General features: G+C 43.6%; 17 protein-coding genes. 13 read left to right on the forward strand and 4 right to left on the reverse strand.

Translation table 11 applies throughout. The features are described from left to right. Positions 1-11 precede the first annotated feature (11 nt). The 13 genes from ftsY to sucD all read left to right on the forward strand — a co-directional run bounded on the left by ftsY (position 12) and on the right by sucD (position 9,834). On the forward strand, positions 12-1,028 hold the full coding sequence (gene ftsY / locus H9630_RS03285; protein ID WP_191714044.1) for a signal recognition particle-docking protein FtsY: 1,017 nt from the start codon (positions 12-14) through the stop codon (positions 1,026-1,028). Between the two features lie 67 nt (positions 1,029-1,095). Then, on the forward strand, positions 1,096-1,419 hold the full coding sequence (locus H9630_RS03290) for a putative DNA-binding protein (protein ID WP_191714498.1): 324 nt from the start codon (positions 1,096-1,098) through the stop codon (positions 1,417-1,419). A 12-nt stretch (positions 1,420-1,431) separates the two neighbouring features. Next, positions 1,432-2,790: a signal recognition particle protein gene (ffh, locus tag H9630_RS03295; RefSeq protein ID WP_191714045.1), complete on the forward strand. Its 1,359-nt coding sequence runs from the start codon at positions 1,432-1,434 to the stop codon at positions 2,788-2,790. A 93-nt stretch (positions 2,791-2,883) separates the two neighbouring features. After that, positions 2,884-3,156, forward strand: a complete 273-nt coding sequence (rpsP, locus tag H9630_RS03300) for a 30S ribosomal protein S16 (protein WP_191714046.1) — start codon at positions 2,884-2,886, stop codon at positions 3,154-3,156. 13 nt (positions 3,157-3,169) lie between these two features. Further along, the gene (locus H9630_RS03305; RefSeq protein WP_191714047.1) at positions 3,170-3,403 is read left to right on the forward strand and encodes a KH domain-containing protein; all 234 of its coding nucleotides are present in this window, start codon (positions 3,170-3,172) and stop codon (positions 3,401-3,403) included. 62 nt (positions 3,404-3,465) lie between these two features. Then, positions 3,466-3,981, forward strand: coding sequence for a ribosome maturation factor RimM (gene rimM, locus H9630_RS03310; protein WP_191714048.1), 516 nt, complete (start codon positions 3,466-3,468; stop codon positions 3,979-3,981). Next, entirely contained in the window at positions 3,981-4,706 is a 726-nt protein-coding gene (gene trmD / locus H9630_RS03315; RefSeq protein WP_191714499.1) for a tRNA (guanosine(37)-N1)-methyltransferase TrmD, read from the forward strand. The genes rimM and trmD overlap by 1 nt, the downstream gene beginning before the upstream one ends. Positions 4,707-4,843: 137 nt before the next feature. Continuing rightward, positions 4,844-5,188, forward strand: coding sequence for a 50S ribosomal protein L19 (gene rplS / locus H9630_RS03320; protein ID WP_191714049.1), 345 nt, complete (start codon positions 4,844-4,846; stop codon positions 5,186-5,188). Between the two features lie 99 nt (positions 5,189-5,287). Then, positions 5,288-5,845, forward strand: a complete 558-nt coding sequence (gene lepB / locus H9630_RS03325) for a signal peptidase I (protein WP_191714050.1) — start codon at positions 5,288-5,290, stop codon at positions 5,843-5,845. Positions 5,846-5,856: 11 nt separating this feature from the next. Next, positions 5,857-6,720, forward strand: a complete 864-nt coding sequence (gene ylqF / locus H9630_RS03330) for a ribosome biogenesis GTPase YlqF (RefSeq protein ID WP_191714051.1) — start codon at positions 5,857-5,859, stop codon at positions 6,718-6,720. Between the two features lie 140 nt (positions 6,721-6,860). Then, entirely contained in the window at positions 6,861-7,640 is a 780-nt protein-coding gene (locus tag H9630_RS03335) for a ribonuclease HII (protein ID WP_191714052.1), read from the forward strand. A 112-nt stretch (positions 7,641-7,752) separates the two neighbouring features. Then, entirely contained in the window at positions 7,753-8,913 is a 1,161-nt protein-coding gene (sucC, locus tag H9630_RS03340) for an ADP-forming succinate--CoA ligase subunit beta (RefSeq protein WP_191714053.1), read from the forward strand. An 18-nt stretch (positions 8,914-8,931) separates the two neighbouring features. Beyond that, entirely contained in the window at positions 8,932-9,834 is a 903-nt protein-coding gene (gene sucD, locus H9630_RS03345; protein ID WP_191714054.1) for a succinate--CoA ligase subunit alpha, read from the forward strand. Positions 9,835-9,923: 89 nt separating this feature from the next. Here the strand turns inward: sucD and H9630_RS03350 are convergent, their stop codons facing one another. The 4 genes from H9630_RS03350 to H9630_RS03365 form a co-directional block, all read right to left on the reverse strand. After that, a complete protein-coding gene (locus H9630_RS03350) occupies positions 9,924-11,117 on the reverse strand; it encodes a tyrosine-type recombinase/integrase (protein WP_191714055.1) in 1,194 nt (397 codons plus the stop codon). 105 nt (positions 11,118-11,222) lie between these two features. Further along, on the reverse strand, positions 11,223-11,411 hold the full coding sequence (locus H9630_RS03355; RefSeq protein ID WP_191714056.1) for a hypothetical protein: 189 nt from the start codon (positions 11,409-11,411) through the stop codon (positions 11,223-11,225). Next, positions 11,408-11,884 carry an ImmA/IrrE family metallo-endopeptidase gene (locus H9630_RS03360; RefSeq protein WP_191714057.1) on the reverse strand — a complete coding sequence of 159 codons (477 nt, stop codon included), beginning with the start codon at positions 11,882-11,884 and terminating at the stop codon, positions 11,408-11,410. The genes H9630_RS03355 and H9630_RS03360 overlap by 4 nt, the downstream gene beginning before the upstream one ends. A 335-nt stretch (positions 11,885-12,219) precedes the next feature. Next, positions 12,220-13,374, reverse strand: coding sequence for a hypothetical protein (locus H9630_RS03365; RefSeq protein ID WP_191714058.1), 1,155 nt, complete (start codon positions 13,372-13,374; stop codon positions 12,220-12,222). Between the last annotated feature and the right edge of the window lie 46 nt (positions 13,375-13,420).

A 13,420-nucleotide genomic window follows, 5' to 3' on the forward strand; every position in this document is an offset into this window, starting at 1 on the left:
GGAGTGGTCACGTGAGTTTCTTTAAAAAATTAAAAGAAAAATTTGCTGGGAACGCCGAGGCTGAAGAATCAACTGAAAAATACAAAGAAGGCTTAGCCAAAACCCGTACAGGCTTTACTTCAAAAATCAACGATTTAGTGGCGAAATACCGCAAAGTCGACGAAGACTTTTTTGAGGAACTGGAAGAAATCCTTTTGCAGGCGGACGTTGGATTTGAAACAGTCCTTGAGTTGATGGACGACTTGCGTTTTGAAGTGCAGCGGAAAAACGTCAAGGACACATCAAACGTTCAATCTGTCATCTCTGAAAAATTGGTTGAAATCTATCAGGCTGGCGAAGCCGAAATCAACGAAATCAATTTCGTTGAGGGTCTGACGGTTATTTTAATGGTCGGCGTCAATGGGGTCGGAAAAACTACCACAATCGGTAAATTAGCGCATCGTTTCAAAAACGAAGGCAAAACCGTCATGTTGGCCGCAGGTGATACATTCCGTGCGGGAGCAATCGAACAATTGGATGTTTGGGGCCAGCGTGTAGGCGTTGACGTCATCAAGCAAAGCGAAGGTTCAGATCCTGCGGCCGTCATGTATGACGCTGTCCGTTCGGCTAAATCCCGCGGAGTGGATGTTTTGATCTGTGATACGGCTGGCCGTCTCCAGAACAAAGTCAATCTGATGAATGAACTGCAGAAAGTGCACCGTGTCATATCACGTGAAGTTCCAGGCGCGCCCCATGAAGTGCTGCTGGCACTTGATGCTACAACCGGACAAAATGCCATGATCCAAGCGCAGACGTTCAAGGAAGTAACGGATGTTACAGGCATTGTCCTGACCAAATTGGATGGAACGGCAAAAGGCGGTATTGTCTTGGCGATTCGCAACAAGCTGAAGATTCCTGTGAAATACGTAGGCTTGGGTGAAAAATTAGATGATCTCCAACCGTTTGACGCCCAAAAATATGTCTATGGTTTATTTGCTGAAGGCTTGGATAAAGAGCAGCAATTGGAAGATGCACAGACAGACAAGTAAAATTACTTGACAGCACTATTAAAATTCAGTATTCTAAGCAGTAGAATGAGTGGGGTGAGCGTCAATGATGGGATTGGAAAAAACAACACGCATGAACTATTTGTTTGATTTCTATCAGGAGCTCCTGACGCCTAAACAGCGCAGCTATATGATGCTGTATTATTTAGATGACCATTCACTGGGCGAAATTGCGGAAGAATACGACATCACCCGCCAGGCAGTTTATGATAATATCCGCCGAACGGAAGCGATGCTCGAAGAATATGAACGCAAATTGCAGCTGTTCGAGAAATTTCAGAAACGGCAGCAATTGGTTTCGTCATTTGAAAAACAGCCATTCACAGAAGAACACGTCCAGCAATTTCTGGACGAACTGAAGGAATGGGACTAGGAGGCGGAAAGAATGGCATTTGAAGGATTATCCGAACGCCTGCAAGGCACCATGACAAAGATCAAAGGCAAAGGAAAAGTCAACGAAGCAGACGTTAAGGAAATGATGCGGGAAGTCCGTTTCGCCTTAATCGAAGCGGATGTCAACTTGAAGGTCGTCAAAGAATTCGTCAAGAAAGTCAGCGAACGCGCGGTTGGTGAGGATGTAATGGAAAGCCTGACTCCTGGCCAGCAAGTCGTCAAAATCGTTAAAGATGAACTGACTGAATTGATGGGCGGCGAAGAACGGAAAATCGAATTTTCCACAAAACAGCCAACCGTCATTATGATGGTCGGGCTGCAAGGAGCCGGTAAAACGACCACTACCGGAAAACTCGCCAATCTGTTGCGCAGAAAACACAACCGTAAACCGCTGCTGGTAGCAGCCGATGTTTACCGTCCGGCTGCAATTCAGCAGCTTGAGACAATCGGTAAACAACTGTCTCTTCCAGTCTTTTCGAAAGGGACAGAACTGTCTCCTGTTGAAATTGCCCGTCAGGCGATTGAACATGCAAAAACAGAACATTTGGATACAGTCATCATCGATACGGCAGGCCGTCTGCATGTCGATGAAGCCTTGATGCAGGAATTGAAGGATATTCGTGCCCTTAAAGAGCCGGATGAGATTTTCCTGGTCGTTGATGCTATGACTGGTCAGGATGCCGTAAACGTGGCGCAGAACTTCGATGAAGCTGTTGGCATTTCAGGTGTCGTCTTAACGAAACTGGATGGCGATACGCGAGGCGGTGCAGCTCTGTCAATCCGTTCTGTTACCCAGAAACCGATCAAGTTTGTCGGGATGGGTGAAAAAATGGATGCGCTGGAAGCTTTCCATCCGGAACGTATGGCATCGCGTATCCTTGGGATGGGCGATATGTTGTCGCTGATCGAAAAGGCGCAGTCAAGCGTGGATGAAACAAAAGCCAAAGAACTGGAAGAGAAGTTCAGAACTTCCACGTTCACTTTTGATGATTTCCTTGAACAAATGTCTCAGGTCAAGCAAATGGGGCCATTGGATGAAATTCTGAAGATGCTTCCAGGGGCCAATAAAATTAAAGGCCTTGAAAACGCTAAAGTTGATGAAAGCCAAATGGATCGTGTGGAAGCCATCATCTATTCGATGACGACGAAGGAAAAAACCACACCCGAAATCATCAACGCAAACCGAAAAAAACGAATTGCCAAAGGTTCAGGAACGAGCATTCAAGATGTCAACCGGCTCTTGAAACAGTTTGAAGACATGAAGAAAATGATGAAACAAATGTCTGGCATGACCAATAAAAAAGGCAAAAAGAAAATGGGAATGCCAGGCCTGGACTCACTTTTCAAGTAAAAATTTAAGGTGTTAAGAAAAAATACTTTACAAACTATTTAAAGCTTGCTAATATAATATCTTGTGTGAAACTATTCGGAGGTGCTTTAAGAAATGGCAGTAAAAATTCGCTTGAAACGTATGGGAGCTAAGAAATCTCCTTTTTACCGTATTGTAGTAGCTGACTCACGTGCTCCACGTGACGGCCGTCAAATCCAGACAGTAGGTACTTACAACCCGCTGACAGTTCCAGCTGAAGTTAAGATCGACGAAGAACTAGTGTTGAAATGGCTTCATGATGGTGCTAAACCATCTGACACTGTGCGCAACTTGTTTTCTCAAAAAGGCATTATGGAGAAATTCCATAACGAAAAATTAAGCAAGTAAGGGAGATTTTCTTATGAAGCAGCTGATTGAGACCATTGTGAAACCGTTAGTTGATTATCCGGAACATGTTCATGTCGAAACCGACGAAAACGCAAGCCGAATCGTCTACAAGCTTTCTGTGCATCCTGAGGATACAGGGAAAGTGATCGGGAAACAGGGACGAGTAGCGAAAGCTGTCCGTTCAATTGTGTACTCAGCAGCAGGTGGTTATCATAAGAAGAAAACTTACCTCGATATTGTGGATTAAGAAGAAGGAAGGAGCCCTGGTTCCTTCCTTTTTTTTCAGAAAAAACGAAAGGATGTCTGCTTGTGCAATGGTTTAATGTAGGGAAAATTGTCAATACCCATGGAATCCGTGGCGAAGTACGCGTTTTGTCGCGCACCGATTTTCCGGAAGAACGATTTGCGGTTGGCACGAAGTTGGGGCTTTTCACGCCGGATGCAAAAAAACCGATCATGGTGAAAATCGCCAGCCATCGCCAGCATAAGAATTTTGAATTGGTGACGTTTGAAGGCTACCCAAACATCAATGATGTAGAACCGTTTAAAGAATCCTATTTAAAGATCGCTGAACACGATTTGTCGGAGCTTGAAGACAATGCGTTCTACCATCATGAAATTTTAGGCTGTACAGTTTTTTCAACTGATGGAGAGGAAATCGGAACCATCAGTGAAATTTTGGAGACAGGCGCCAATGATGTTTGGGAAGTGACCCCGAAAACAGGGAAAAAACACTACATTCCTTATATTGAAGATATTGTCAAAGAAGTGGATGTAGATGAAAAGAAAGTGATCATCGAAGTGATAGAAGGTTTGTTGTCTTGATGAACATTAACGTCCTATCGCTGTTTCCTCCGATGTTTGAAGGCGTCTTTCAACATTCGATCATGAAAAAAGCGCAGGAAAAAAATGCGGTCAGCTTGAATGTTGTGGATATCCGTGAATTTGCCGATAACAAGCGGCAAGTTGATGACTATCCATTCGGCGGAGGTGCTGGCATGGTATTGAAACCTGAGCCCATTTTCAATGCCGTTGAAAATCTGACTCAAGAAAGCACGCCAAGGGTCATTTTGATGTGTCCACAAGGCGAGCGTTTTACGCAGCAAAAAGCAGAAGAGCTGGCGGCTGAGAAGGAACTGGTATTCATCTGCGGCCATTATGAAGGCTATGATGAACGCATCCGCGAACACTTGGTTACGGATGAGATTTCGATTGGGGATTTTGTGTTGACTGGTGGAGAACTGGCAGCCATGACGGTCATCGACAGTGTCGTCAGACTGCTTCCAGGGGTATTAGGGAACGCAGACTCTCCTGTTCGTGACTCATTCTCTACAGGGCTCTTAGAACACCCTCAATACACGCGTCCAGCCGAATTCAGAGGGTGGAAGGTGCCGGAGGTCTTGACTTCCGGGAATCATGGCAAAGTCGATCAGTGGCGTGAAGAACAAACCTTGAAACGGACGTTGGAGCGCCGGCCGGATTTGCTTGAAAAAATCGAATTGAACGACAAGCAACAGAAAATAATCGCTCAGCTGAAAAAACAAAAATAGATCGCAGTATGCTCTTGCACTGGAATATGTTTAGTGGTAGTATGGATACTGTACTTTTATGTGAAGTACAGGATCACGATGTTCCGCTGCAACAGTCCATTTGGGTGTAAGAGCATCTGTAGAAGGAGAGAAAAATAATGCAAAACATTATTACAGAAATCACTAAAGAACAGCTTCGTACGGATCTTCCAACGTTCCGTCCTGGAGATACTGTCCGCGTCCACGTTAAAGTTGTAGAGGGTACACGCGAACGTATTCAGGTATACGAAGGAGTAGTTATCGGTCGTCGTGGAGGCGGAATCAGTGAATCATTCACTGTTCGCAAAATCTCATACGGTGTTGGTGTTGAGCGTACATTCCCTGTACACACACCAAAAATTGCACAGCTTGAAGTTACCCGTCGTGGTAAAGTACGTCGTGCGAAATTGTACTACTTGCGTGATCTACGCGGTAAAGCAGCTCGTATCAAAGAAATTCGATAAGATTGCATTAATGAAAGAGGGCGCTTGCGCCCTCTTTCTTTTTGCTAAAAAGTTTATTTCCTTGTACAATTAAAGCAGTACGCATGGGGAGGAACACGCATGGAGACTGAAGTGAAGAAGAAGAATGAACTGTGGGAATGGTCCAAAGCTCTGTTGATCGCCTTCGGTTTGGCAGCAATTATCCGTTTCTTTTTATTCACGCCGATTGTAGTGGATGGAGAATCGATGATGCCGACTCTAGAACATGGAGATCGGATGATCGTCAACAAGATCGGTTATTCTGTCGGAGAACCTGACCGTTTCGATATCATCGTTTTTCATGCACCGGAACAAAAAGATTATATCAAGCGTATAATCGGATTGCCGGGAGATCATGTCGCCTATGAAAACGATCAGTTATATATAAATGGTGAAGCAGTTGAAGAGCCCTATCTGGATATCTACAAGCAAGGAATAACCGGTACATTGACAGAAGATTTTGCTCTGGAGGATGTAACGGGAGAAAGCACCATACCCGAAGGATCTGTTTTTGTGATGGGCGATAATCGCCGCCAAAGCAAAGACAGCCGCCATATCGGATTGGTCCCGACCGACGAAGTGATCGGGGATACAAGTTTCGTTTTTTGGCCGTTGGCTGAAGCGGGAGTTGTCAAATAAGGAGTGGTTTTATGACGATACAATGGTTTCCTGGACATATGGCAAAAGCACGGAGACAAGTTACTGAAAAATTAAAGTTGGTTGATATCATTTTTGAACTTGTGGATGCCAGGTTACCTTTATCTTCACGAAATCCGATGATCGATCAAGTGATTCAGCAAAAACCCCGTCTCATTATCTTGAATAAAATGGACATGGCAGATGAAGTTGAAACGAAAAAGTGGATTCGTTATTTTGAGGATCAAGGTACCCGGGCGGTAGCCATCAATTCCCTTGAGGGAAGAGGGCTCCAGCTCGTGACAAAAGCGTCGAAAGAAATACTGTCAGACAAATGGGATCGCATGATTGCCAAAGGCATCAAGCCCCGTGCCATTCGTGCGATGATTGTCGGCATTCCAAACGTCGGAAAATCGACGCTCATTAACCGTTTGTCGAAGAAGAGTCTTGCGAAGACCGGTAATATGCCGGGGGTGACAAAAGCACAGCAATGGATTAAAGTCGGCAAGGAAATTGAGTTGTTGGATACCCCTGGTATTTTATGGCCGAAGTTTGAGGATCCGGAGACCGGCTTGAAATTAGCGGTAACGGGTGCCATCAAAGATTCAGTCATCCAAATGCAGGAATTGGCGATTTACTCTTTGAAATTCCTGGAAGAGCGCTATCCGGAACGCATGATGGAGCGCTATGGCATTGACCATGTTGACGAGGAAATCGTCAATACCTTTGATCACATCGGCAAAAAACGCGGTTGTTACGACCAACATGGCGATATCGATTATGAAACGACGGCAGAAGTAGTGGTTCGGGATATCCGCAACCAGCATTTAGGTAAAGTGACGTTCGATTACAGAGATGAAATGATTGAAGAAGAGTGAGGATTCGCTCCATTCGGTAACTGGCTGTTCCTCAGGTTTGAGGAACAGCTTTTTATGTTGAAGCGAAGAATAATGGGCTTTTAGATCTTGGCAAGGTATGCGGCAAACGAGAAAAATTGCAAAAGAAAGAAGTTGGAGAAATGCAAAAAACAAATGAAATAAAAATCAGGCTGAACGCGACCACAGAATGGCAGCTGTGGATGGATGAACTCCAAGATGATCCACGCAAAAGCGTACAGGCTTTATTGGCCTCGTGGAACAAGAAACAGATGCAGAGAAAAAAATTGCTGGAAAACCACAATGCCAAACTGTATTTTGACAATCTGTACAGAAAAGAAGATTCCGACTTAGTGGCAGGCATTGATGAAGCAGGCAGAGGCCCGCTTGCTGGTCCGGTTGTCACAGCTGCTGTCATCCTGCCTGAGGATTGTTCCAGCCTTGTGGGACTGGATGATTCCAAACAATTAAGCAAATTCAAACGTGATCAGTTTGCCGAAATCATCAAACAGATTGCTGTCAGCTACTCAGTGCACGTTCAACCGCCGGAAGAAATCGATCGGGTGAACATTTACCAGGCGACCAGGAATTCCATGGCCAAAGCAGCTCTGGCACTTTCTCCTGCGCCTTCTGTAGTGCTGGCAGATGCCATGATGCTGGATTTGCCGATGCCTTGTGAATCCATCATGAAAGGCGATGCCAAGAGTTTGAGCATTGCAGCAGCCTCGATTTTGGCAAAGACCGGAAGAGACGCCATCATGGAAAAGTATGCAGTTCAATATCCACAATATGGTTTTGAGAAACATGCCGGATACGGCACCAAAGATCATGTTGCTGCACTTGAAATGCATGGTCCATGTGAGATCCATCGCAGCACGTTTGAGCCTGTTAAATCTCTTTTAACGCAAAGTTCTCTGTTTTAAGCATAGGAAGTTTCATCCATACAGCTAACTTCGGTGGACATTTTGTGTCAACTTTAATACAATGGTAAAGGTAGTGAAATAACGATACAGATGTTTGATTGGAGGATGACAGATGAATATCCATGAATATCAGGGAAAACAAATCCTAAAGCAATATGGAGTAGCAGTTCCTGAAGGTTATGTAGCTTTTTCTCCTGAAGAAGCCGTAAAAGCCGCTAAAGAACTTGGTACAGATGTTGTTGTGGTGAAAGCCCAAATCCATGCAGGTGGCCGAGGTAAAGCTGGCGGAGTAAAACTTGCAAAAAATTTAGACGAAGTGCGTACATATGCTAAAGAGCTTCTTGGCAAAGTGCTTGTTACGCATCAGACAGGTCCAGAAGGTAAAGAAGTGAAACGCTTGTACATTGAAGCGGGTAGCGACATTCAAAAAGAATATTACCTTGGATTGGTTCTAGACCGCGAAACTTCACGTGTAACTCTTATGGGTTCTGAAGAAGGCGGAATGGACATTGAAGAAGTAGCGGCAAACACACCGGAACGCCTTTTCTATGAAGAAATCGATCCGGTTGTCGGATTGACTGGCTTCCAGGCACGCCGTATGGCTTTCAACATGAACATTCCTGCAAAATTGGTCAATAAAGCAGCTAAATTGATGCTTGGCTTGTATCAAGCTTATGTTGACAAAGATGCAGCGATCGTTGAAATCAACCCATTGGTTGTCACTGGAGATGGACAAGTTGTAGCGTTGGATGCGAAGTTCAATTTTGACGCCAACTCTCTTTACCGTCACCAAGACATTATGGAGATGCGCGACTATGACGAAGAAGATCCAAAAGAAATTGAAGCTTCCAAGTACGACTTGAGCTACGTTTCTTTAGATGGGAATATCGGCTGTATGGTTAACGGCGCCGGACTTGCTATGGCAACGATGGACACGATCAACTATTACGGCGGAACACCCGCTAACTTCCTTGACGTTGGGGGCGGTGCCACTGCTGAGAAAGTAACAGAAGCTTTCAAAATCATTCTGTCTGATAAGAATGTAAAAGGAATCTTCGTTAACATTTTCGGTGGTATCATGAAGTGTGACATCATTGCGGAAGGTGTTATTCAAGCTGCTAAAGAAGTAAGTTTGGAAGTGCCGTTAGTTGTCCGTCTTGAAGGAACTAATGTTGATTTAGGTAAAAAACTGCTAAACGAATCAGGTCTTAATATTATCGCTGCTGGCACAATGGCAGATGGCGCTAAACAGATCGTAGAACTTGTAGGCTAAAGAAGGGCAGGGACAAAAATGAGTGTATACATTAACAAAGACACAAAAGTGTTAGTACAGGGAATTACAGGGTCAACTGCCCTTTTCCATACGAAGCAAATGCTTGAATACGGAACGAAAATCGTTGCGGGTGTAACACCGGGTAAAGGCGGAACTGAAGCTGAAGGCGTGCCTGTTTTCAACACAGTTGAAGACGCAGTTAAAGCTACAGGTGCCAATGTATCTGTAATTTATGTGCCAGCTCCTTTTGCAGCTGACGCAATTCTTGAAGCTGTTGATGCTGATCTTGATATGGCCATCTGCATCACTGAACATATTCCTGTATTGGATATGGTCAAAGTGAAGCGTTACATGGAAGGCAAGAAAACACGTCTTGTCGGACCAAACTGCCCGGGCGTAATTACTCCGGACGAATGTAAAATCGGCATCATGCCGGGCTACATTCACAAAAAAGGACATGTTGGCGTTGTTTCGCGTTCAGGTACTTTGACGTATGAAGCGACTCACCAATTGTCAGAAGAGGGAATTGGCCAGTCGACAGCTGTCGGCATCGGTGGTGACCCTGTCAATGGCACGAACTTTATCGACGTATTGAAGGAATTCAATGAAGATGAAGATACTTACGCAGTCGTAATGATCGGTGAGATTGGCGGAACAGCTGAAGAAGAAGCTGCTGCGTGGATTAAAGCGAACATGACGAAACCTGTAGTAGGATTTATCGGTGGACAAACTGCACCTGAAGGAAAACGTATGGGCCATGCCGGTGCGATCATTTCTGGCGGTAAAGGAACAGCTGCCGATAAAATCAAAGCGATGAACGAAGCAGGCATCGAAGTTGCAGACACTCCATCCGTTATCGGAGAAACTTTGATCAAAGTCATCAGAGAAAAAGGGTTGTACGACAAGTGTAAAACCCATTAATACAAAAACAAGGCTCAAAACGTTGCTACAACAGCGTTTTGAGCCTTTTCTTTTTGTCTTTTTTCCGCTACTCGCACAAAACTCGCACACTAGCTCCCAGAATAGGCTTTGAAAATTTCACCGTAGCGATTTTCGAGCAGATCCGCGGCTTCCTTTTTCTTGTGACTGGAGATGTGGGTATAGATGTTTCGAGTGGTCTGCGCATTTACATGGCCAACCCGTTCCATGATGACATGAAGTTCGACGCCGGCTTCGGTCAACATTGTTACATGGGTATGCCGCAAGATGTGGGGACCTTCAATTTTGGTAAGGCCGGCTTTCTCGCAAAGGCGTATACACCGTTTGTATAGCACTCGCGGAGAATAGGGGTAGCCGTTTTTCGGACGCGTAAAGAGATAGTTTTGATCGTGGTACTCATCGGCCTGCAGCTGGTACTTCATTTTGTTTTCTGCCTGTTTCCGTTTCACCTGTTTCAACGTGGCGACAATGTTGTCATCAATATCAATGGTTCGAATGGAATCCGTCGTTTTCGGCGGTGTCACTTGATACGACCGATAGCCCTTGATGCTCTCCATGGTTTTCGTGATTCGTATCTTCTTCTCTTCAAACGACACATCACTCCACCTAAGCGCACACAGTTCCCCCACGCGCATTCCCGTGAAAGCCAGCAGCAAGAACCACTCCTGGTCATGAATGAGACCGTGCGTCCGTGTGGCAGCTAAAAACTGCTCCAATTCCTGCTGCTCGAAGAACTTCTCCTTCAGCTCTGTACTTTCAATTTCTTCTACTGTCTGCCGTTTTTTCGGCACGATGGTATTTCTGACGGGATTGTCCAGCCGTAAATTGAGTTTGCAGGCATGTTGAAAGATAAAGTTTGCTGTTACTTTTGCATGGACAATCGTTGATTTCGATTTTTCTTGGCGGAAGAGATCCGTCAAAACGTCCTGGATGGTTTGATGAGAGATCCGGCCGATGGTCAAGTTCCCTAAATACTTGTTGAGTAGATTGATAGACGAGGTACGGCTCACCAAGGTATTGTTTTTTACACCTGTTAATTGATAGGCTGCAAACCAGTCTTTAGCAAAATCACTAAATAAAATGCCGTTCGCTGTTTTTTCATCTATTCCGGACTCCAGCTCTTTCAACGCAGCCTTAACTTTTTGCATGGCCACCGTCTTTTTATCCGATTGCTTTCGCACGGGATTTCGTTTGTTTGTAATCGGGTGTCTTGGACCCTCCGCATAACATTCCCATTTGCCATTGGGCAATTTCCTACATTTCATGGCACACACTCCTCCGGTTCACCATAGCATCCAAAAAGGGGGAAGGGCGGTCTTGTTTCGCGTGTCTTTCGGTTTGGATGGTCTGATTTTTTCCTTGCCAAGCGGTCAATGGTCGTATTTCGCCACAGGCTCCTCTACAGGCAGCGGATTTCCGAAAGCGTCGCTATACCCCTGAACTTCACCGATCATCTGGCCATCGACGCGGTGGATTTTCTTGCAGACGGGGAAGGTGCCGGGACGTTCTTTCTGTTGGTCTCCTAACTCGTTAATGAAAATGTATTCCTCTTTCTTCATCGTGATTCCTCCCATCCAAAGATTAAATTTCGCAGGTATTGTTGCAGCCGTTTCTCTGCAAACCATCTTTCGACGCCGAACGTCTCCATGATCATCCAGATTGCTTCGTTTTCATTGTTGGGTAGTCTCATCTTATTTAACATTAAGGAGGGGATACAGAAGTGCTGTGAGAAGTTCTCCGCCTTCCATTCTTGGTATTCGCGCATCGATAAGGGAAGTATAGCCTGATCGCCAGCGTGCCAAAGCGCGTGGCATAACTCGTGCCCAAAGTCTTGCCATTGAGCCTCTTCATTTTTCCGATTGTCTAAAAATAAATTGCCGGCAATGGCCATTGAATCATGTGGAATGTAGTGCACCGTCAAACCGAGTCGGGGATAGATATTTCCGATAGAAAGTTCATGCGGGTGGAAAATGTCGATGCGATTCAGTAGTTGCGCTATGTACTCTTCTAAGTTATTGTATGTATTATTCATTTCTCCACTCCTGAAGTAGAACTTATGTTCTATTTTAGTATAAAAGAAAACCCCAACAGAAGAAAGGGTCAATTGTTGCTCAATTTATTCAAAGCGAATTTATACTTAAAAGTTTAAAACGTATCTGTCCAGCAGCTAAAATCTGTGAGATGATAATAAAAACAAAAACACTAGAAAGGAGAGAGAGCAAATGATCAAATATATACAATTACTATTTGGATATCTCTCTATTTTTTCCCTTTTGTTTTTGTTTGCAGCTCTAACTTGTTCGCTCTTCCAAAATGGTTCTATAGGGATGATTTTTGGCATTCTGATAATGGTATTTTTTCTTTTCTTCAGGATTCGTCCTCATTCTGAAGATTTTCGTTATCCGTTTGCATTTGAATTGGAATTACCGTTCCGGGATTAAAAGGGCTTATGTTTAATTCCTCAGTTAAAGAAGTATTGAGGTTTTCAGAAACGCCAGTATTCGCGGTATCTCCTGTACTTCCACTATTTCCTATAGTAATTTTAGATTTCTTCACTTCTAAGTCGACTTTCTTTAAATCATTTTCGATTTTCAAACTCTCATTTTCAAGTTTCATACGTTCTCTTTGTAACTTTCCTTCGTGAAAAAAGTATGGAATAATTCCCATAACCTCTATGCCAGGTAACTTTACTTTTCCTGTAATTAAAGCCGCTCCTAATATAGCTCCTGAAGCTTTTAGTACAGTCGGTATCTCAACGGCTGCAGCTACAATTTCTATATAACCAGGACTCCGAACATTACTCTTGACAGTTATCTCATCTGATTTTTCTCCGGTTTTTTCTTTAATGATTTTATATAATTCAAACCATTGATCGACTGAAACTCCTTCTTCAGTGCCAATTCGGATAGAAGAAAAGCATTGTTCACCCTTTATATAAATAGGAGAAAGCAAATTATCGATATGCTCAGCATAAGGGCTTAATTTAAAAATTGTTTGATGGGCGGATAGAATCCATCTCATTTCTGCAGAAATAAAACTTCTATTTACAATTTTAATCCATGTAACATCTCTTCTTTTTAGATATGGTGAACGTGTTAGTTTTCCATCTATCTCTAGATTCTCTTCATCTGAGGTTATCTCATATGGCTTACTTGAAATAACTCCAATCAAAAACTCTTCTGATTGTTTAGATGGAACGATTACAATGTCATTCACATTCATATCTTCTATAAAATTCATAGTTCTTCCGGCTGAATGAGCTATTTGTTGATTATTAGAAGTCGTATATACTTTTCGAAATAAATTTTTGTAACCCTCAATGGTTCTGCCCAAAGCAGTATTTAATTGAGTATCTTCATTAATCATGGGAAGGGTTATTTCATTATTACCGATTCCGACGTATTGATTAAGAAAAAAATCATCAAAATATTTTCCTCCATCGGCTCTTAAAAGCCAATACTTAATGTTAGAAGGAATTTCTAATATTTTACCTTGCTTTATAAGTTCTAAGTTTTTCTCCAAATCCAAACCCACCCCATAGAAAATTCTTTATCTTCACCACAAAACT

The sequence above is a fragment of the Planococcus wigleyi genome (assembly GCF_014836985.1).
Classification (GTDB): domain Bacteria; phylum Bacillota; class Bacilli; order Bacillales_A; family Planococcaceae; genus Planococcus; species Planococcus notacanthi.

Excerpts from the sequence above, each read along its gene's own strand:
- H9630_RS03350 (WP_191714055.1), bottom strand. The coding sequence starts at position 11,117 with ATGAAATGTAGGAAATTGCCCAATGGCAAATGGGAATGTTATGCGGAG.
- H9630_RS03360 (WP_191714057.1), bottom strand. The coding sequence starts at position 11,884 with ATGAATAATACATACAATAACTTAGAAGAGTACATAGCGCAACTACTG.
- ylqF (WP_191714051.1), top strand. The coding sequence starts at position 5,857 with ATGACGATACAATGGTTTCCTGGACATATGGCAAAAGCACGGAGACAA.
- rplS (WP_191714049.1), top strand. The coding sequence starts at position 4,844 with ATGCAAAACATTATTACAGAAATCACTAAAGAACAGCTTCGTACGGAT.
- trmD (WP_191714499.1), top strand. The coding sequence starts at position 3,981 with ATGAACATTAACGTCCTATCGCTGTTTCCTCCGATGTTTGAAGGCGTC.
- sucC (WP_191714053.1), top strand. The coding sequence starts at position 7,753 with ATGAATATCCATGAATATCAGGGAAAACAAATCCTAAAGCAATATGGA.
- sucD (WP_191714054.1), top strand. The coding sequence starts at position 8,932 with ATGAGTGTATACATTAACAAAGACACAAAAGTGTTAGTACAGGGAATT.
- H9630_RS03305 (WP_191714047.1), top strand. The coding sequence starts at position 3,170 with ATGAAGCAGCTGATTGAGACCATTGTGAAACCGTTAGTTGATTATCCG.
- H9630_RS03355 (WP_191714056.1), bottom strand. The coding sequence starts at position 11,411 with ATGAAGAAAGAGGAATACATTTTCATTAACGAGTTAGGAGACCAACAG.
- H9630_RS03335 (WP_191714052.1), top strand. The coding sequence starts at position 6,861 with ATGCAAAAAACAAATGAAATAAAAATCAGGCTGAACGCGACCACAGAA.
- rpsP (WP_191714046.1), top strand. The coding sequence starts at position 2,884 with ATGGCAGTAAAAATTCGCTTGAAACGTATGGGAGCTAAGAAATCTCCT.
- ffh (WP_191714045.1), top strand. The coding sequence starts at position 1,432 with ATGGCATTTGAAGGATTATCCGAACGCCTGCAAGGCACCATGACAAAG.
- lepB (WP_191714050.1), top strand. The coding sequence starts at position 5,288 with ATGGAGACTGAAGTGAAGAAGAAGAATGAACTGTGGGAATGGTCCAAA.
- H9630_RS03290 (WP_191714498.1), top strand. The coding sequence starts at position 1,096 with ATGGGATTGGAAAAAACAACACGCATGAACTATTTGTTTGATTTCTAT.